Origin of the sequence: Micromonospora sp. WMMC273 (assembly GCF_027460285.1) — a bacterium.
GTDB classification, from domain to species: domain Bacteria; phylum Actinomycetota; class Actinomycetes; order Mycobacteriales; family Micromonosporaceae; genus Micromonospora; species Micromonospora aurantiaca.
Genome location: NZ_JAPZBE010000001.1, coordinates 4368519 through 4386028 on the forward strand (window position 1 = coordinate 4368519; position 17510 = coordinate 4386028).

Here is a 17510-nt window from a genome sequence, read left to right on the forward strand (position 1 = left end):
GTTCCGGGGTACGCCCCGAGCCCGCCGGGCGGGGCGACAGCCCGGATGTGACGACCGCTACGATCAGCGGGCAGCTACGAGGTGGGAGCCACGTCACGATGAGCGATCGTCTTTGCACCGTCCTGCTCTACAGCGACGACCCGAAGGTCCGCGACCGGATGCGGCTCGCCGTGGGCACCCGGCCGGCGCCCGGGCTCGAGATCGAGTTCGTCGAGGCCGACGACTACAACGCCTGCATCCGGCTGGTCGACGACTACGAGATCGACCTGCTCCTGCTCGACGGCGAGGCGACCCCGGGCGGCGGCATCGGCATCGCCCGCCAGATCAAGGACGACCGGGACGACGCGCCGCCCACCTGCGTGGTGCTCGCCCGCGCCGCCGACCGCTGGCTGGCCGCGTACGCCGAGGTCGACGCCACGCTGACCCACCCGCTGGACCCGGTGGTCGCCGGCAGCACCGTGGCGGAGCTGCTGCGCCGCACCCACGCCGCAGCCTGACCCCGCCGGTCTTCGCGCGCCACGGCGACGCGGCCGTGGCGCGCCCCAACCGCATTCCTCACGCCGCTCGGGAGGCCCGTCATGGGCGAACGGACCTGGCCGCTTCTGCTCAACGCGCTGCTGCGCGGCGAGGAGCTCTCCACCGCCGACACCGCGTGGGCGATGGGCGAGATCATGGCCGGCTCGGCCACCCCGGCGCAGATCGCCGGGTTCGCCGTGGCGCTGCGCACCAAGGGTGAGACCCCCGCCGAGCTGGGCGGCCTGGTCGAGACCATGCTGACCCGCGCGGTGCCGGTGCACCTGCCCGAGGACGTACGCGCGAGCGCGCTGGACGTGGTCGGCACCGGCGGCGACCTCGCCCACACGGTGAACATCTCCACCATGGCCGCGCTGGTGGTCGCCGGGGCCGGGGTCCGCGTGGTCAAGCACGGCAACCGGGCCGCCTCCTCCTCGTGTGGCACCGCCGACGTGCTGGAGCAGCTCGGCGTACCCCTCGACCTGGCACCCGAGCAGGTGGCCCGCTGCGTGACCGAGGCCGGCATCGGCTTCTGCTTCGCCGCCCGCTTCCACCCCGGCATGCGCCACACCGGCCCGGTCCGGCGCGAGATCGGCGTACCCACCGCGTTCAACTTCCTCGGCCCGCTGACCAACCCGGCGCGGCCCCGTGCGGGCGCGGTGGGCTGCTTCGACAAGCGGATGGCCCCGGTGATGGCCGCCGTGTTCGCGGCCCGGGGTGACTCCGCGATCGTGGTACGCGGCGAGGACGGCCTGGACGAGTTCAGCACCGGCGCCCCCACCCGGGTCTGGGTGGCGCAGCAGGGCACCGTCACGGAGGCCGTGCTGGACGCTACGGACCTCGGTGTGCCCCGGGCCACCCTGGCCGACCTGCGCGGCGGGGACGCGGTCTACAACGCCGACGTGGTCCGGCGCCTGCTCGCCGGCGAGACCGGGCCGGTACGGGACGCGGTGCTGGTCAACGCCGCCGTCGCGCTTGCCACCCAGGGGCCGCTCGACGGCGATCTGCACGAGGTGCTGCGGGCCAACCTGGACCGGGCCGCCGAGGCGGTCGACTCCGGTGCCGCGGCGGCAGCGCTGGACCGCTGGCTCGAGGTGGCACGCGCGGCCTGATGCCGTTGTTGTCGTACCCGCGTGCCAAACTACACGGGAGTTATTCTCCGTTTTCGGTCTATCCGTTTTCGGTCTTCGGTCCACCGACCGGCGGCTTCCCGCCCCGGCCGATGCCCGGAGCGAGAGGAGCCACCCGTGTCTGACCGCGAGCTGCACTGTGACACCTGCGAGGGCGTCGTGCTGTTCGAGGCGCCGCCGTGCGGCGACGGGCACGGCGCCGACTGCCCGGAGCTGATCTGCACCGGTTGCGGCGCGGCAGTGGTGATCGCCACGTTCACGTTCCGCGAGACCCGCCTGGCGAGCCGCCGCGCTTCCCGCCGCCCATCCCACCCCCAGGCCGCCTGACCTCCACCCCTTCGGCGCCCGTCTTCGCCCTTCCCGAGCCGCCCACGCTCCTCCCGAGCCGCGCCGTGCCCCTTCGGGCCACGGCGCGCGGCGAGATCTTGGAAGGAAACGGCCCTCATGGAGGCCGTTTCCTTCCAAGATCTCGTGTGGTCCTGGTGAGTGGAACGGTGCTCTTCGGCGAATGGAACAGCGCAGCGTGAGCCAGGCAGTGCGCGTCGGAGGTGAGCGGGAGAGCGCCAGGCTGACCGCATCAGGCGGTGACCATGAAGTTGGCGGGGACAAAAGGGACCGCCGGTGCCGTCAACTTCATGATCGACGCAGGCAGCGCGCGGGGACGGCGCGCGGGGCAGGCACGGGGAAAGCGACAGGCCCGCTACCCCGGGAGGGGGTGCGGGCCTGCGACTGTGCTTCGGGTCAGTGCTCGGCGGTGCGGCGGGTGCCCGAGTAGTACTCGAACAGCAGCCCGCAGGTGGCGAGGACGACCGCCACCAGGCCCAGTCCCAGCAGCCAGAACTGCCAGAACACCAGGCCGAGACCGGCGATCGCGGCGGCCAGCGCCAGCCCGAACGGCCAGTAGCTACCCGGGCTGAAGAAGCCGACCTCACCGGCGCCGTCGGCGATCTCGCCGTCCGGCCGGTCCTCGGGGCGCAGGTCGATACGGCGGGAGACGAACCAGAAGAAGCCGCCGCACATGGCGCAGAGCAGGAAGGACAGCAGCAGCGCCACAGTGCCGATCCACTCGACGTGGCCGCCGCTGTCGGCGTACGTCCAGGCGCCGTAGAGGATCGTCGCGCCGAGGAGGAACGTGGCGATGGTCAGGAAGATCTTCCACTCGGTCTTCATGCCGAACCCCTCAGCTTCCCGCGCCGGCCGACGCGTCGGACGGGTTGAAGTTGTTCACGTCGCGCCGGGTGTCGAACGGCTTCGTCTCGGTGGCGTACTCCGGCTCACCGATCTCGCCGAGCGCCTCCTGGGTCGACTTGCCGGCCTTCTTGGCCGCCAGGAACTGGTCGTACTTCTCCGGCGACACGACCCGCAGTTCGAAGTTCATGAAGGCGTGGTAGCTGCCGCACAGCTCGGCGCAGCGGCCGACGAACGCGCCCTCCTGGTCGATGCTGGAGACCTCGAACGTGTTGCGCACGTTGCCCGGCATGACGTCCCGCTTGAACAGCAGCTCCGGCACCCAGAACGAGTGGATGACGTCGCGGCTGGTCTCCTCGAAGCGGATCGAGCGGCCGCTGGGCAGCACCAGCACCGGGATGACCTCGCTGGTGCCGAGCACCGAGGCGACGGTGTTGGCCTCCGGGCCCTGACCGTCGCGGTAGTTGAACTGCCAGTTCCACTTGAACGCGACGACCTCGACGGTGACGTCCGGGTTCTTCGACTCCTTGTTCACGTCGGTCTGCACGACCGCCGTGTAGTAGAAGAGCACGGAGACCACGAGGATCGGCGCGATGGTGTAGAGGAACTCCATCGGCAGGTTGTAGCGGGTCTGCACCGGCAGCTCGTTGCCGCGCTTGCGGTAGCGGACCACGCACCAGAAGATCAGGCCCCACACGAACACGCCGACGGCGAGCGCCGCGATGCAGGACGCGATCCACAGGTCGTACATGCGGTGCGACTCGGGCGTGATGCCGCCCTGCGGCCAGCCGAACCCGCCGAACGTCTTGCCGACGTCACAGCCGGTGAGCGAGACCAGCAGCGCCGCCGCGCCGAGACCGAGCCCGGCGATTCGACCAGCACCACGCCGCCGGCGTCCACCGGCCCCCGGGGAAGCGCTGTGCCGTACGGCCGAGCGCCGTACCTCCGAACTCCTTGCGACCACCTGGTCCTGCCTCCCTAGCGCGCCGCGGCGGTTGTTCTCCTTGACACCGACGGCAAAGGCGTCACCGACGGTCGCAGATTACTCGACCATGACCGGCCAGGCCGTCTTGGGGTCGCTGTCCACCCCCATCGGGGGGATCTTGGGCGTAACCGGGCGATAGCGTGGAACCCCATGAGCGCCTCCCCGGTCTACCTCGACGCCGCCACTGCGGCGCCGCTGCATCCGGTCGCGCGGCAGGCGATGCTGGCCGCCCTGGACGACGGCTGGGCCGACCCGGCCCGGCTCTACTCGGCGGCCCGCCGGGCCCGCCAGCTCCTCGACGCCGCACGGGAGGCCGCCGCGCAGACGCTCGGCGTCCGCGCCGACGAGCTGTCCTTCACCCCCAGCGGTACGACGGCAGCGCACGCCGCAGTACTCGGTGGCCTGGCCGGGCGCCGGCGGGCCGGGGCGACGCTTGTGCACTCGGCGATCGAACACTCGGCGGTGCTGCACGCCGCCCAGCGGCACACGGCGGCCGGCGGCACGGCGGTGTCCGTACCCGTGGACCGGTCGGGCCGGCTGGACCTGGACGCCTGGTCGGCGGCGGTGGCCGCGCCCGGCGTGGCCCTCGCCGCGCTGATCGCTGCCAGTCACGAGGTGGGCACGGTGCAGCCGGTGCCCGCCGCGGCGGAGTCGTGCACCGAGGCGGGCGTACCGCTGTACGTGGACGCGGCGCAGCTGGCCGGCCGGGCACCGCTGCCGGCGGGCTGGTCGGTGCTGAGCGCCAGCGCGCACAAGTGGGGCGGGCCGCCCGGCGTCGGGCTGCTTGTGGTGCGCAAGGGCACCCGGTGGGAGTCGCCCTACCCGGCCGACGAGCGGGAGTCGGGACGTACCCCCGGGGTGGTGAACCTGCCGGCGGTGGTGGCGGCGGCGGCGAGCCTGCGCGCGGCGGCGGCCGACGCGGCGGCCGAGGCGGCCCGGCTGGGTCCGCTTGTCGACCGGATCCGGGCGCGGGTGGCGGCCGAGGTGCCGGACGTGGAGGTGGTCGGCGACCCGGTGGACCGGTTGCCGCACCTGGTGACGTTCTCCTGCCTGTACGTGGACGGCGAGGCGTTGCTGCACGCGCTGGACCGGCGCGGGTTCGCGGTGTCCTCCGGCTCGTCGTGCACGTCGTCGACGGTGCGCCCGTCACACGTGCTGGAGGCGATGGGGGTGCTGTCGCACGGCAACGTACGGGTGTCGCTGCACCGGGAGACCACCGAGGCGGACGTGGAGCGGTTCCTGGCCGAGCTGCCCGGGATCGTGGCGGACCTGCGGGTGGAAGCAGGGGTGACGGACCTGTGAGCGCGAGGAGTGAGCCGCTCCTGCGAGCCCCGCAGTCGGGAACGGAGACGGCACTGTGAGCGAGCCGGACGAGGTGCTGGACTGCCGGGGGCAGCGCTGCCCGCTGCCAGTGATCAATCTCGCCCGGCTGGTGCCCGGCCTGCCGGCCGGCGCGGTGGTGCGGGTGCTGGCCGACGACCCGGCGGCGGCCGTCGACATCCCGGCGTGGTGCCGGATGCGCGGCCACGAGTTCCTCGACGCGCACCCCGGCCCCGCCTACGACGTCCGGGTGAGCGGTTAGCGCAGGTACGCGAGGATGCCCGGCAACGGGTCGGCCGCCACGGCGGTGTCGACCACCAGGCGCGGGCCGATCAGCGGCTCGTACTCGGCCCGGCGGCGCAGCGTCTGCTCCCAGGTGCCGTGCTCCTCGGGCGGGCGGGCCTCGACGCGGCGGCGGTGCTCCTCCTCGTCGCCGCAGTGCACCTCGATCACCCGCAGCGGCACACCGGCCCGCTCGGCCACGTCGTGCCAGAGCCCTCGGGCGCTGGCGACCGGGTTCACCGCGTCGACCACCACGCTGAGCCCCAGGCCGAGCTGCACCTCGGCCAGCCCGGCGACCGCGCCGTAGGCGGCCATGCCGGGTACGTCGCCGGTGAGGCCGTAGCGGTGCAGGGCCCGCTCGACCGGGTCGACCGGCAGGACCGGGGCGCGCAGGGCGGCGCCGACCCGGGCGGCCAGGGTGGTCTTGCCCACACCGGGCAGCCCGGCGAACGCGACGAGGACCGGGCCGCCGGTGCCGGGGCGGACCTCCGGGTCCACCCCGCCGGCCGGGCCGGTCACAGCAGGTGCGGCCGGACGTCCTCGGCGGCCGCGTCACCGTACGACTCGGCGAGTCGCTTCACGAACAGGTCGCGGCGGACCTCGTACTCCTGGCCGCCGAAGTTCTCCAGCACGAGCGTGGCCAGCAGACAGCCGACCTGGGCCGCGCGCTCCAGGCCGACGCCCCAGTCGAGCGCGGCGAAGAAGCCGGCCCGGAAGCCGTCGCCGACACCGGTCGGGTCGACCGCCTGGATCTCCCGCGCGATCGGCACCCGGATCGTGCCGACCTCCCGACCGGCGATCTCCACGCCCTGCTTGCCCAGCGTGGTGACCCGCACCTTGACCCGGTCCAGCAGCTGCTCGTCGGAGAGGCCGGCCTTGCTCTGCAGCAGGGACTTCTCGTACTCGTTTGTCATCAGGTAGTCGGCGCCGTCGATCAGGCCGAGCACGTCCGCGCCGTCCATCCGGGCGAGCTGCTGCGACGGGTCGGCGACGAAGGCGTAGCCGCGGTCCCGGCACTCGCCGGAGTGCCGGATCATCGCGGCCGGGTCGTTGGCGCTGACCAGCACCAGGTCCAGCCCGCCGAGGCGCTGCGCCACCGGGGCCAGCTCGATGTTGCGGGCCTCGCTCATCGCCCCGGCGTAGAAGGAGGCGATCTGGCACATGTCGGTGTCGGTGGTGCAGACGAAGCGTGCCGTGTGCGCGATCTCGCTGACGTGCACCGAGTCGCAGTCGACGCCGTGGCGCTCCAGCCAGGAGCGGTAGTCGGCGAAGTCGGCGCCGACCGCGCCGAGCAGCACCGGGCGCAGGCCGAGCTGGGCCATGCCGAAGGCGATGTTCGCCGCGGTGCCGCCACGCCGGAGCACCAGTTCGTCGACGAGGAAGGACAGCGAGACCTTGTCGAGCTGGTCGGCGATGAGCTGATCGGCGAAGCGGCCGGGGAAGCTCATCAGGTGGTCGGTCGCGATCGAGCCGGTCACGGCGATCTTCATGTCAACCCTCGGGGTCGGGAGCACGGCGCGGTCAGCCTACCGGCCCCCGGACCGGACGGACGGCGGTCGGTCACCAACCGGTCGATCAGCGCACATCCGGGCGTCACACCCCCGGGGTACGACGAAGCGGCGGACCGCCCCACCCGGGACGGCCCGCCGCTGCCGGTCGGTCGTCGACTCAGCTGAAGGAGTCGCCGCAGGCGCAGGAGTTGCCCGCGTTCGGGTTGTCGATGGTGAAGCCCTGGGCGTCGATCCGGTCGGCGAAGTCGATGGTGGCGCCGGCCAGGTAGGGGGCGCTCATCCGGTCGACGACGACCTCGACACCGTCGAAGTCGGTGACGACGTCACCGTCGAGCGAGCGCTCGTCGAAGAACAGCTGGTACCGCAGGCCGGAGCAGCCACCCGGCTGCACGGCGACCCGGAGCCGCAGGTCGTCGCGGCCCTCCTGCTCGATCAGGGCCTTGACCTTCTGCGCCGCGACGTCGGTGAGGACGACGGTGCTGGGGGCCTTGGCCTCGGTCGACTCGGTCTGCGCTGGCGTGGTCACGTGGAAGTCTCCCTGCGCGGTATGAGGTCCGGACGTCCTGGCCAACGCCGCACGTCCGCCAGTGATTCCCGGTGTGGTCCGTCTTTCGATCGTACGCCGCCTCCGGCGCCGCCACCCGGCGGCGTGACCAGCGGAACCGGTCAGCGGCTCCACTGCCGGGCAAGGCGGGCGCCGAGTGCGCGCAGCCCCTCGGCCGGGCGGGTCATCGCCGCGTCCACTCCCCCGTGTTCCTCGCCGCCGAAGTGCTCGACCAGGCTGTACGCCTCGGTGACGCCTGCTGCCGCGGCCTCCCGTCGCCCGGTGCTCACCCGTCCTGCCAGCACCACGCAGGGCACGCCCCGGTCCCGGGCGGCCCCGGCCACTCCGGCGACCACCTTGCCGCGCAGCGACTGGTGGTCGAACGAGCCCTCGCCGGTGATCACCAGGTCGGCGGCGTCGAGCGCGGCGTCCAGTTTCACCGCGCGGGTGACCAGGCCGATGCCCGATTCGCACCGGCCGCCGAGCGCCAGCACCGCCGCGCCGAGGCCGCCCGCGGCGCCGCCGCCGGGCAGCGCGCCCAGCCCGGACGGGCAGCCGGGCAGGCGTTCGGTCAGCACCTCCGCCCAGCGGGTCAGCGCGGCGTCCAGCAGCAGCACGTCCGCCCGGTCGGCGCCCTTCTGGGGGCCGAAGACGCTGCTCGCGCCGTGCAGCCCGAGCAGCGGGTTGTCGACGTCGGTGGCGGCGACGAGCGTCGTGCCGCGCAGCCGGGGCTCCCCGTCGAGCGCGGCCACCTCGGCCAGCGCCGCGCCGCCGTACGGCAGGGCCCAGCCGGCGCCGTCGAGCGGCGTGACGCCCAGCGGGACGAGCATCCCGGCGCCGCCGTCGTTCGTGGCCGAGCCGCCCAGCCCCACCACCACGGTCCGCGCGCCCGCCTCGACCGCGGCGGCCACGAGCAGCCCCAGCCCGTACGAGGTGGTCGCCTTCGGGTCGCGTTCGGCGGCGGTGAGCAGGTGCAGTCCGCACGCCTGGGCGCTCTCCAGGTACGCCGTGCCGTCGTCGGTGAGCAGGATCTCACCGGCGGCCGGGCGGCCCAGCGGGTCGACGGTGGGCACCGGCACCCGGCGCCCGCCCAGCGCTCCGGCGAGCACGTCGACGAACCCCGGTCCGCCGTCGGCGAGTGGCCGGGCCAGCAGGTCGTCGCCGGGGGCCACGTCACGCCAGCCGTCGGCCACCGCGGCGGCCACGTCGGGGGCCGGCAGCGTGCCGGCGAACTTGTCCGGACAGAGCAGCACGCGCATGCGCAGCAGTGTGGCAGGCCACATCCGAGGCGGCTGCGGCGCGGGCGCGCTGTGGGACCATGGGGTCGTGACTTCGACCTGGGTTGAGCCGTCCAACACCGCCACGGCGCTGCTGCTCCTCGGCCGCGGCAGCGACCCCGCCACCGAACGTGGCGTGGAGTGTCCGGGTGATCTCCCCGCGCCGAGCGACCCCGACCTGGTGGCCCGCGCCGCCGCCGCGAAGGCCGCGCTCGGCACGAAGGTGTTCGTCCTGGGCCACCACTACCAGCGCGACGAGGTGATCCAGTTCGCCGACGTGACGGGCGACTCGTTCAAGCTGGCCCGGGAGGCGGCGGCGCGCCCGGACGCGGAGTACATCGTCTTCTGCGGCGTGCACTTCATGGCGGAGAGCGCGGACATCCTCACCTCGGACGCGCAGAAGGTGATCCTGCCCGATCTCGCCGCCGGCTGCTCGATGGCCGACATGGCGGTGCTGTCGCAGGTCGAGGCCGCGTGGGACACGCTCACCGACCTGGGCATCGCGGCCGAGACCGTGCCGGTGACGTACATGAACTCCTCGGCGGACATCAAGGGCTTCGTCGGCCGCAACGGCGGCGTGGTCTGCACCTCGTCGAACGCCAAGCGGGCCCTGGACTGGGCCTTCGAGCAGGGCCGCAAGGTGCTGTTCCTGCCCGACCAGCACCTCGGCCGCAACACCGCCGTGCTGGAGATGGGCTTCTCGCTGGACGACTGCGTGCTCTACGACCCGCACAAGCCGAACGGCGGGCTGACCCCGGAGCAGCTGCGGGACGCGAAGATGATCCTGTGGCGCGGCCACTGCTCGGTGCACGGCCGGTTCACGCTCGACAGCGTCAAGGACGTCCGCGAGCGGGTGCCGGGCGTGAACGTGCTGGTGCACCCGGAGTGCCGCCACGAGGTGGTGAACGCCGCCGACCTGGTCGGCTCGACCGAGTTCATCATCAGGACGATCGAGGCGGCCCCGGCCGGCTCGGCGTGGGCGGTCGGCACCGAGCTGAACCTGGTGCGCCGGCTCGCCCTGGCCCACCCGGACAAGCAGATCATGTTCCTCGACCGGGCGGTCTGCTACTGCTCGACGATGAACCGGATCGACCTGCCGCACCTGGTCTGGGCGTTGGAGGAACTAGTCGCCGGGCGCGTGGTCAACCAGATCACGGTGGACCCGGAGACCGCCCGACACGCCCGGTCGGCGCTGGACCAGATGCTCGCCCTTCCGGGAGCCTGATCACCGTCGGTGACCCCGCTGGCACGGAAACGCACCGGACACCCCGGTTCGTGCCCTCGCTGGCGATGTGACCGATTCCATTCCCGTCACGGAGGGCTATGCTGCCGGGGCGACGACACACGCGGCCCGTTTTTCCATGACCGCGTTCCGGGTAGCGATGAACTTCGTGCACCCATCACTAGACACGGCAGCACCCAACGCGCTGGAGGTTGCGTTGACCGACGACGTCCTGGTCGTACACGGAGGCACTCCGCTTGAAGGGCGGATCCGCGTGCGCGGCGCGAAGAACCTGGTGTCCAAGGCGATGGTGGCCGCCCTGCTGGGCGACACACCGAGCCGGCTGTTCGACGTGCCGCGTATCCGTGACGTCGAGGTGGTCCGCGGTCTGCTCGGCCTGCACGGCGTCAAGGTCAGCGACGGCGTGGAGGAGGGCGAACTCGTCTTCGACCCCTCGAACGTCGAGAGCGCCAGCACCGACCAGATCAACGTGCACGCCGGGTCCAGCCGGATCCCGATCCTGTTCTGCGGCCCGCTGCTGCACCGGCTCGGCCACGCCTTCATCCCCGACCTGGGCGGCTGCCACATCGGCCCGCGCCCGATCGACTTCCACCTCCAGGCGCTGCGTGAGTTCGGCGCCACCGTCGAGAAGACCCCGGAAGGGCTGCACCTGTCCGCGCCGAACGGGCTGCACGGCACGAAGTTCGCGCTGCCGTACCCGAGCGTGGGCGCCACCGAGCAGGTGCTGCTCACCGCGGTGATGGCCGAGGGCGTCACCGAGCTGCGCAACGCGGCGGTCGAGCCGGAGATCATCGACCTCATCTGCGTGCTGCAGAAGATGGGCGCGATCATCAAGGTCCACACCGACCGGGTGATCGAGATCCAGGGCGTCAAGAAGCTGCACGGCTACACCCACCGGCCGATCCCGGACCGGATCGAGGCGGCCAGCTGGGCGGCGGCGGCGCTGGCCACCCGCGGTCACGTCGAGGTGCTTGGTGCCCAGCAGGCCGACATGATGACCTTCCTGAACATCTTCCGGTCGGTCGGCGGCGAGTACGAGGTCACCGACCTGCGCCCGCCGCGCGGCGGCAGCCCGGGCCAGGAGGGCGGCATCCGGTTCTGGCACCCGGGCGGCGAGCTGAACGCGGTGGCGCTGGAGACCGACGTGCACCCCGGTTTCATGACCGACTGGCAGCAGCCGCTGGTGGTCGCGCTCACCCAGGCCCGGGGCCTGTCGATCGTCCACGAGACGGTCTACGAGCAGCGGCTCGGCTACACCGAGGCGCTGAACACGATGGGCGCCAACATCCAGGTCTACCGGGACTGCCTCGGCGGCACCCCGTGCCGCTTCGGCCGGCGCAACTTCAAGCACTCCGCGGTGATCGCCGGGCCGAGCAAGCTGCACGCCGCCGACCTGGTCATCCCGGACCTGCGTGCCGGGTTCAGCCACCTGATCGCGGCGCTGGCCGCCGAGGGCACCTCCCGGGTGTACGGCGTGGACCTGATCAACCGTGGCTACGAGGACTTCGAGGCCAAGCTGGCCGACCTCGGCGCGCACGTCGAGCGTCCCTGACCGTCCCGTTCACTCGTCCGGCCGCGCCCGGTGCACCCGTGATGTGCACCGGGCGCGGCCGGTTGGCTACCCTTGCCGCGTGCCGTCGCTGTTTCGCCGCAAGCCCGCCGACCTCGTCGAGGAGTCCGTCACCACGGTGACGACCGACGAGGAGTCCGCCGCCCGCCCCCGGGGCTACACGCCCAGCAAGAAGGAACTCGGGCAGGTCACGCCGAAGCGCCCGGTCGCCGGTCGCCGGCCGACCGCGCCGGCGAAGCCGCTGACCAAGGAGGAGGCCCGCGCGCAGCGCCGCGCCGCCCGCGCCGAGGCCGCCGCCGAGTTCCGCCGCGAGGGCGGCCCGCGTGACCGCGGCCCCGAGCGGCTGCTGGCCCGCAACGTGGTCGACTCCCGCCGTACGATCGGCACCTGGTTCTTCGGCGGCGCGCTGATCGTGCTGTTCGGCTCCAACCAGGCCATGCCGCCGATCGTGCGGCTGCTGTCGAACGTGCTCTGGGGCGCGCTGGCACTCGGCGTGCTGATCGACTCGATCCTGATCTCCCGGAAGATCAAGCGGCTGGTCCGCGAGCGCTTCCCGAAGAGCACCGAGAAGCTCGGCTCGCTCTACTTCTACGCGATCATGCGGTCGATCACGTTCCGCCGGATGCGCGCTCCCGCGCCCCGGGTGAACATCGGCGACAAGGTCTGACCCGGCGTCAGGCCACGCCGAGCAGGCGCAGCACCGCGGTGGTGGCCGCCGCCGCGACCACGACCAGCACGAACGGCGCCCGCCGCCAGGCGAGCACCAGGCCGACCAGCACCCCGGCGGGCCGGGCGTAACCGGCGAAGCCGCCGGCCTCGGTGAGCGCCGCGGTGGCGGCGAGCGCGGCCAGCAACGTGGCGGCGCCGACCGGCAGCAGGTGACGGGACCACTCGGGCAGGTCCAGCCGGTCCCGCAGCAGCACCCCGGCGACCCGGAAACCGTAGGTGCCGGCGGCCAGCGCCAGGATCACGGCGATCAGCACGAGACCTCCCCGGCCCGCGCACTCCGCCGAGCCCCGCCGTCGTCCACCGGTCCGCCGCCGGCCGCGTCCGGCACGGCGACGGGACCGCCGCCCGGCGCGGCGTCCGGGTCGGACGGCACGACGGACCGGTCGGCGGACGCGGGGTTCGGGTCGGCGGCCGGCGAAGCGGGTGGGCGGCGGCGGGCCAGCAGCGGCAGGACCAGCGCGGCGAGCGCGAGCAGCACCGGCAGCCCGGCCGGCAGCAGCGGGGTGGCCAGCACGGCCAGGCCGGCGCCGAGGACCGCCACCCGGCGGGTCTCCCGGTCGCGCAGGCTGGGCAGCAGCAGGGCGGCCAGCCCCGCGGGGAACGCGGCATCGAGTCCCAGCGTTGCCGGGTCGCCGGCCGCGCCACCGGCGAGCACGCCGAGCGCGGTGCCGGCGTTCCAGGCCAGGAACAGCAGCACCCCGGCGAGCCAGAACGCCCGCCGCCGCTGCGGACCGGCCGGGCGGGCCAGCGCGAACGCGGTCGCCTCGTCGGTCATCAGGTGGCTGCCGAGCAGCCGCTGCGCGCGCCGGGTGCCGAGCGCACCGCCGAGGGCCAGGCCGAACGGCAGGTGCCGGGCGTTGAGGAGCAGGCCGGCGAGGACCGCAGCGAACGGGCTGCCGGCCGCGACGAGCCCGACGGCCATGAACTGGGCGCCACCGGCGTAGACGACAGCGGACATGGCGAGCGTGGCCCAGACGGGCAGGCCCGCGGCCACCGCCACGGCACCGAACGAGGCGCCCACGGCGAACATCGCCGCGCCGATGGCGGCGACGTCGCGGAGCACCCGGGCGTCGCCCGTTCGATCTGCCGTACGCATGTCCATTATCCTGAACGGGAGCCCGCTGGTTCGTCAAACCGAACAAAACGACCGATGGAGCGAACACATGGCGATCGACCCCGCTCCCCCACTCGCCACCATCGCCGCCGCGCTGCGCCGCGAGCGCGAGCGGGCGGGGCTGTCGCTCACCGAACTGGCCCGCCGCGCCGGCATCGCCAAGTCCACCCTGTCCCAGCTGGAGTCCGGGTCCGGCAACCCCAGCGTCGAGACGCTCTGGGCGCTCGGCGTGGCGCTCGACGTACCGTTCAGCCGCCTTGTCGAACCACCCACCGCCGCCGTCCGGGTGGTCCGGGCCGGGCAGGGGCCCCGGATCCGCTCCGAGCACGCCGACTTCTCGGCCACCCTGCTCGCCGCCGGAGCGCCGCACGCCCGCCGGGACGTCTACGTGATGGAGCTGGAACCCGGCGCGGTACGGATCGCCGAGGCGCACACCCCGCGCAGCGTCGAGCACGTCGTGGTAGCCGCCGGGCGGATGCGCGTGGGCCCCGAGAGCGACCTGGTCGAGCTGGAACCGGGCGACTACGCCACCTTCCCGGGCGACACCCCGCACCGCTACGAGGCGCTGGCCCCGGGCACCTTCGCCGTACTCGTCATGGAGCACCCGTGACCGCGGCCGGCGCCCGATAGAGCCGGGTCACCACCTCCTCGATGTCCGGCTCCACGATCGAGATGTCCCGCAGCGTGGTCAGGCCGGCCAGCCCGGCCACCACCTCGGCGACGCTCGCCCGTTCCAGCGCGAAGACCAGCCGCCGCCCGTCCGCCTCCACCCGCTGCACCGGCGCGCCGGGCAGCACCGGCGGCTCGGGCAGCGCCGCGTCCAGCTCGGCGACCACCATCCGGCGCGAGCCGTACCGGCGGTGCAGCTCCGCGATCGACCCGTCGTGCACCACCCGCCCGTGGTCGATCACCACGAGCCGCCGGCACAGCCGCTCGATGTCGGCCAGGTCGTGCGTGGTCAGCACGAGCGTGGTGTCCCCGGCCCGGCCCAGCTCGGCCAGGAAACCGCGTACCGCCTGCTTGCTGACCACGTCCAGGCCGATCGTCGGCTCGTCCAGGAACAACACCTCCGGGCCGTGCAGCAGCGCCGCGGTCAGCTCACCGCGCATCCGCTGACCCAGCGAGAGCTGCCGGACCGGGGTGTCCAGGAACCCGTCCAGGTCGAGCAGGTCCCGGCAGCGGGCCAGCCGGGCCGCGTGCTCGCCGGCCGGCACCCGGTAGACGTGCCGCAGCAGGTCGAACGAGTCCCGCAGCGGCAGGTCCCACCAGAGCTGCGAGCGCTGCCCGAACACCACCCCGATACGCAGCGCCAACCGGGTCCGGTCGGCCACCGGGCGTAGCCCGCACACCCGGGCCCGCCCGGACGACGGCGTCAGCACACCGGTGAGCATCTTCAGCGTGGTCGACTTCCCGGCGCCGTTCGGGCCGATGTAGCCGAGCATCTCGCCGCGCTCCACCCGCAGGTCGACCCCGTCGACGGCGGTCACCGTCCGCTTCTCGCGCCGCAGCGGACCGGCCTTCACCCGGACCGTGAACTCCTTGCGCAGGCCGTCCATCTCGATGACGCTCATGACCCCGTACTCCGGTAGTGACGGACCCCGACGCGCCAGGCCAGGGCGGCCAGCGCCGCGGCGACCACCGCGACGCCCGGCGCGGCCCAGCCCGTCCACTGCGGCAGGCCGAGCGGGTCGGCGCGGCCCAGCAGCGCCAGCGCCGGGTGGTAACTGACGAAGGCGAACCCCATCCCGTACGCGAACAGCGCGCGGAACCACCCGCCGTACACGGTGACCGGGTACGAGGTGAAGTCGCGCCCGCCGTAGGTGACCGCGTTCGCCAGCTCGCCCGAGTCGACCCAGTAGAACGACACGGTCGCGGTCAGCACGAAGACCGAGCCGAAGAAGACCACCGCGGCCGCCGGGGCGACCACCGCCAGCGCGATCCGCCCCGGCGTCCAGTCGATGCCGGCCGAGATGAGCGCGAACAGCAGCACGGCGAGCCCGAACACGGCCCGGGACAGCTTGCGCAGCGGCAGATCCATCAGCAGCAGTTGCGGCAGCGCCCCGAGCGGGCGGACCAGCACCGCGTCGAAGAGGCCGGTGCGCACGTACCGGGGAAGCCGTTCGATGTTGCCGACCAGCAGGTCGGCGGTGGCGAAGCCGCACGACGACAGGCCGACCACGACGAGCGTCTCGCGCAGCGTGAAGCCGCCCAGCTCCCGCGTCACGCCGAAGATCACCAGGACGGTGACCACGTCGAACACGGTGGCGCCCACGTTGCCGACCAGGTCCACCACGAACGACGTGCGGTACGCCGCCTGCGAGCGCGCCTGCGCACCGAGCAGCGCCCGGTACGCGCGCAGTTCAGCCAGGTCAGCCACCCTGGGGGCGCTGCCGCGCTCAGCCACCCTGGGGGCGCTGCCGCGCTCAGCCACCCTGGACCACCAGGCGGCGCTCGGCTCGGCGCTGCACCAGCCGGCACAGCGCCAGCAGCAGCACCGCCCAGCCGGCCTGCACCCCGACCAGGGTGAGACCGGTGGCCATCGGCTCCCGCTCGACGAGCACGTCCAGCGGCACCTGGAGGATGCTGGGGAAGGGGGTGCCGTACCGCAGGACCGCCTCCAGCGGGCCGGGCAGGAACCCGAGCGGGAAGTAGAGCCCGGCCAGCACGCCCGAACCGAGCGTCCACAGGATCATCGGGCCCCGGACGTCCTGCAACCAGTACGCGGTCGCGTTGACCAGGTAGCGGCAGCCGAAGCAGACCACCACCGCGAGCAGCGCGGAGAGCAGGAACAGCGGCACCGTGGCCCAGTGCCGGGGTACGTACACGGCGAAGAAGAACGGGCCGACCACCAGCGGCGGCACCAGCCGGGCCAGCGACGCGAACCCGGCCCGGCCCAGGTCGGTGGCGAGGTAGCTGGTCACCGGATGCACCGGCCGCAACAGGTCGGCGGCGACCTCGCCGGTACGGATCCGGTCGGCCAGATCGGTCCAGCCCCAGATCGCGATCACCGCCAGCAGACCCTGGCCGGCCCAGACGAACGTGGCGAGCTGCGCCCTGTCGTAGCCGGCCACGGTGCCCGCCGCACCCGTCGCCGCGAGGAAGATGTAGCACCGCAGGAAGCCGAACACGGTGTTGGTGCACAACCCCGCCAGGGCGGCCTGACGGTAGGTCGCGTGCCGCCGGAACCCGGCCGCCGCGATCGCGCCGAATGTCCGAAACCATGGGGTAACGTGTGCGCCGGTGGGTGGTGCCACAGTGGCGGTGACCGAGCCCACGCCGTTACCCTCCTTCCGCAGCCATGACGTGCTGGACCGGGCGACTGTACCGGCACGTCCGGCGCCCCAGCGCGAGAATTTCCAATGAGGTGACACCGCCGTGAGCGAGCGACGCGAGCCGGCCCCGGGGCCGTCCCGCGCGAGCGGCCGGAGGGGTTGCCGATGAGCGGCTGGGGGAGCTGGCGCGAGCCGGCCGAACCGGCCTGGGCCGCCGAGCCCACCCACGAGTGGCAGCCGCAGTTCCCCGGGCAGCGCTACCCGGGTGACATCGGCATCGAGAACCTGACGCCGCGTCCGCGCGCCGTGATCGGCCGGGCCGAGGTACGCCCGGTCAGTCCCGCGCCGGACGAGGAGACGTACCCGGTGAGTCCCGCCGGTTCCCGGCCCTCCGGGTACGAGGGCGGGCGCCCGGTGAGTCCGGCCGGTGGTCATCCGGTCAGCCCGGCCGCCCCGCGCGGCGGTGAGCCGGTCAGCCCCGCCGGTCCGCGCGGCACGTACCCGGTCAGTCCGGCCGGTCCGCGCGGCGCACACCCCGTCGGTGCCGGTCCGCGCGATGCGTCTCCGACCGGCCCCGCTCGCCCACGTCGGGCGGACCCGGTCAGCCCGGTCGGCCCGCGCGACGCGCACCGTGCCGGCCCGGACGCGTACCCGGTCAGCCCGGCCGGTCCGCACGGCGCGTACCCGACCAGTCCGGCGGCGCCGCGCGAGGCGTACCCGATCAGTCCCGCGGTCCCGCCCGGCGTGCACCCGACAAGCCCCGCCGGTCCACGCGGCACGCACCCGGACGGACCGGCAGGACCAGGCGGCGCGCACCCGAACAGTCCGGTAG

At 73.5% G+C, this 17510-nt stretch carries 20 protein-coding genes; 9 read left to right on the top strand and 11 right to left on the bottom strand.

Annotated elements, in window-relative coordinates:
* Positions 1–98 precede the first annotated feature (98 nt).
* From O7611_RS20050 to O7611_RS20060, 3 genes are all read left to right on the top strand, one after another.
* Positions 99–497 (top strand): hypothetical protein, encoded by a 399-nt coding sequence (locus O7611_RS20050; RefSeq protein WP_194801159.1) that lies wholly within the window; start codon positions 99–101, stop codon positions 495–497.
* A gap of 81 nt (positions 498–578) precedes the next feature.
* The gene (gene trpD / locus O7611_RS20055; protein ID WP_194801158.1) at positions 579–1625 is read left to right on the top strand and encodes an anthranilate phosphoribosyltransferase; all 1047 of its coding nucleotides are present in this window, start codon (positions 579–581) and stop codon (positions 1623–1625) included.
* A 135-nt stretch (positions 1626–1760) separates the two neighbouring features.
* A complete protein-coding gene (locus O7611_RS20060; protein WP_194801157.1) occupies positions 1761–1970 on the top strand; it encodes a hypothetical protein in 210 nt (69 codons plus the stop codon).
* A 414-nt stretch (positions 1971–2384) separates the two neighbouring features.
* Here O7611_RS20060 and O7611_RS20065 read toward each other — a convergent pair whose 3' ends face one another.
* Together O7611_RS20065 and ctaC are read right to left on the bottom strand one after the other, a co-directional pair.
* Positions 2385–2813 carry a cytochrome c oxidase subunit 4 gene (locus O7611_RS20065; RefSeq protein WP_013287699.1) on the bottom strand — a complete coding sequence of 143 codons (429 nt, stop codon included), beginning with the start codon at positions 2811–2813 and terminating at the stop codon, positions 2385–2387.
* 10 nt (positions 2814–2823) lie between these two features.
* Positions 2824–3795 (bottom strand): aa3-type cytochrome oxidase subunit II, encoded by a 972-nt coding sequence (ctaC, locus tag O7611_RS20070; protein ID WP_269697380.1) that lies wholly within the window; start codon positions 3793–3795, stop codon positions 2824–2826.
* Between the two features lie 171 nt (positions 3796–3966).
* On the opposite strand from ctaC, the gene O7611_RS20075 reads away from it, so the two are divergent.
* Together O7611_RS20075 and O7611_RS20080 are read left to right on the top strand one after the other, a co-directional pair.
* A complete protein-coding gene (locus O7611_RS20075; RefSeq protein WP_194801155.1) occupies positions 3967–5118 on the top strand; it encodes a cysteine desulfurase family protein in 1152 nt (383 codons plus the stop codon).
* 55 nt (positions 5119–5173) lie between these two features.
* Complete coding sequence (locus tag O7611_RS20080; RefSeq protein ID WP_194801154.1) at positions 5174–5398, top strand: sulfurtransferase TusA family protein; 225 nt, start codon at positions 5174–5176, stop codon at positions 5396–5398.
* Here the strand turns inward: O7611_RS20080 and O7611_RS20085 are convergent.
* The 4 genes from O7611_RS20085 to O7611_RS20100 form a co-directional block, all read right to left on the bottom strand.
* The gene (locus O7611_RS20085) at positions 5395–5937 is read right to left on the bottom strand and encodes an AAA family ATPase (protein ID WP_135241351.1); all 543 of its coding nucleotides are present in this window, start codon (positions 5935–5937) and stop codon (positions 5395–5397) included. The genes O7611_RS20080 and O7611_RS20085 overlap by 4 nt on opposite strands.
* Positions 5934–6908 carry a carbohydrate kinase family protein gene (locus O7611_RS20090; protein WP_194801153.1) on the bottom strand — a complete coding sequence of 325 codons (975 nt, stop codon included), beginning with the start codon at positions 6906–6908 and terminating at the stop codon, positions 5934–5936. The genes O7611_RS20085 and O7611_RS20090 overlap by 4 nt, the downstream gene beginning before the upstream one ends.
* Positions 6909–7086: 178 nt before the next feature.
* Positions 7087–7455: an iron-sulfur cluster insertion protein ErpA gene (erpA, locus tag O7611_RS20095; RefSeq protein ID WP_013287705.1), complete on the bottom strand. Its 369-nt coding sequence runs from the start codon at positions 7453–7455 to the stop codon at positions 7087–7089.
* Between the two features lie 140 nt (positions 7456–7595).
* Positions 7596–8756 carry a glycerate kinase family protein gene (locus O7611_RS20100; protein ID WP_194801152.1) on the bottom strand — a complete coding sequence of 387 codons (1161 nt, stop codon included), beginning with the start codon at positions 8754–8756 and terminating at the stop codon, positions 7596–7598.
* 43 nt (positions 8757–8799) lie between these two features.
* Between O7611_RS20100 and nadA the strand changes: the two genes are divergently transcribed.
* The 3 genes from nadA (at position 8800) to O7611_RS20115 (ending at position 12230) form a co-directional block, all read left to right on the top strand.
* Positions 8800–9975, top strand: a complete 1176-nt coding sequence (gene nadA, locus O7611_RS20105) for a quinolinate synthase NadA (RefSeq protein WP_194801151.1) — start codon at positions 8800–8802, stop codon at positions 9973–9975.
* 214 nt (positions 9976–10189) lie between these two features.
* The gene (gene murA, locus O7611_RS20110) at positions 10190–11545 is read left to right on the top strand and encodes a UDP-N-acetylglucosamine 1-carboxyvinyltransferase (protein ID WP_135241354.1); all 1356 of its coding nucleotides are present in this window, start codon (positions 10190–10192) and stop codon (positions 11543–11545) included.
* 79 nt (positions 11546–11624) lie between these two features.
* A complete protein-coding gene (locus O7611_RS20115) occupies positions 11625–12230 on the top strand; it encodes a DUF3043 domain-containing protein (protein WP_194801150.1) in 606 nt (201 codons plus the stop codon).
* A gap of 7 nt (positions 12231–12237) precedes the next feature.
* Here O7611_RS20115 and O7611_RS20120 read toward each other — a convergent pair whose 3' ends face one another.
* Both O7611_RS20120 and O7611_RS20125 read right to left on the bottom strand, forming a co-directional pair.
* Positions 12238–12546, bottom strand: a complete 309-nt coding sequence (locus O7611_RS20120; protein WP_194801149.1) for an AzlD domain-containing protein — start codon at positions 12544–12546, stop codon at positions 12238–12240.
* The gene (locus tag O7611_RS20125) at positions 12540–13388 is read right to left on the bottom strand and encodes an AzlC family ABC transporter permease (RefSeq protein WP_228532185.1); all 849 of its coding nucleotides are present in this window, start codon (positions 13386–13388) and stop codon (positions 12540–12542) included. The genes O7611_RS20120 and O7611_RS20125 overlap by 7 nt, the downstream gene beginning before the upstream one ends.
* 67 nt (positions 13389–13455) lie before the next feature.
* Here O7611_RS20125 and O7611_RS20130 point away from each other — a divergent pair, with 67 nt between their 5' ends.
* Positions 13456–14016 (top strand): helix-turn-helix domain-containing protein, encoded by a 561-nt coding sequence (locus O7611_RS20130; protein WP_194801148.1) that lies wholly within the window; start codon positions 13456–13458, stop codon positions 14014–14016.
* Here O7611_RS20130 and O7611_RS20135 read toward each other — a convergent pair.
* The 3 genes from O7611_RS20135 to O7611_RS20145 are packed head-to-tail and all read right to left on the bottom strand — an operon-like array spanning position 14000 to position 16681.
* Positions 14000–14977 carry an ABC transporter ATP-binding protein gene (locus tag O7611_RS20135; RefSeq protein WP_194801147.1) on the bottom strand — a complete coding sequence of 326 codons (978 nt, stop codon included), beginning with the start codon at positions 14975–14977 and terminating at the stop codon, positions 14000–14002. The two genes, O7611_RS20130 and O7611_RS20135, sit on opposite strands and share 17 nt — an antisense overlap.
* Complete coding sequence (locus tag O7611_RS20140; RefSeq protein ID WP_194801295.1) at positions 14974–15774, bottom strand: ABC transporter permease; 801 nt, start codon at positions 15772–15774, stop codon at positions 14974–14976. The genes O7611_RS20135 and O7611_RS20140 overlap by 4 nt, the downstream gene beginning before the upstream one ends.
* Positions 15775–15829: 55 nt before the next feature.
* Positions 15830–16681, bottom strand: coding sequence for an ABC transporter permease (locus tag O7611_RS20145; protein WP_281599955.1), 852 nt, complete (start codon positions 16679–16681; stop codon positions 15830–15832).
* Positions 16682–17510: the final 829 nt, after the last annotated feature.

What these genes read in the sequence shown, in the direction of transcription:
- O7611_RS20050 (WP_194801159.1), top strand. Translation starts at nt 99, where the DNA reads ATGAGCGATCGTCTTTGCACCGTCCTGCTCTACAGCGACGACCCGAAG.
- trpD (WP_194801158.1), top strand. Translation starts at nt 579, where the DNA reads ATGGGCGAACGGACCTGGCCGCTTCTGCTCAACGCGCTGCTGCGCGGC.
- O7611_RS20065 (WP_013287699.1), bottom strand. Translation starts at nt 2,813, where the DNA reads ATGAAGACCGAGTGGAAGATCTTCCTGACCATCGCCACGTTCCTCCTC.
- O7611_RS20075 (WP_194801155.1), top strand. Translation starts at nt 3,967, where the DNA reads ATGAGCGCCTCCCCGGTCTACCTCGACGCCGCCACTGCGGCGCCGCTG.
- O7611_RS20090 (WP_194801153.1), bottom strand. Translation starts at nt 6,908, where the DNA reads ATGAAGATCGCCGTGACCGGCTCGATCGCGACCGACCACCTGATGAGC.
- O7611_RS20100 (WP_194801152.1), bottom strand. Translation starts at nt 8,756, where the DNA reads ATGTGGCCTGCCACACTGCTGCGCATGCGCGTGCTGCTCTGTCCGGAC.
- O7611_RS20125 (WP_228532185.1), bottom strand. Translation starts at nt 13,388, where the DNA reads ATGCGTACGGCAGATCGAACGGGCGACGCCCGGGTGCTCCGCGACGTC.
- O7611_RS20130 (WP_194801148.1), top strand. Translation starts at nt 13,456, where the DNA reads ATGGCGATCGACCCCGCTCCCCCACTCGCCACCATCGCCGCCGCGCTG.
- O7611_RS20135 (WP_194801147.1), bottom strand. Translation starts at nt 14,977, where the DNA reads ATGAGCGTCATCGAGATGGACGGCCTGCGCAAGGAGTTCACGGTCCGG.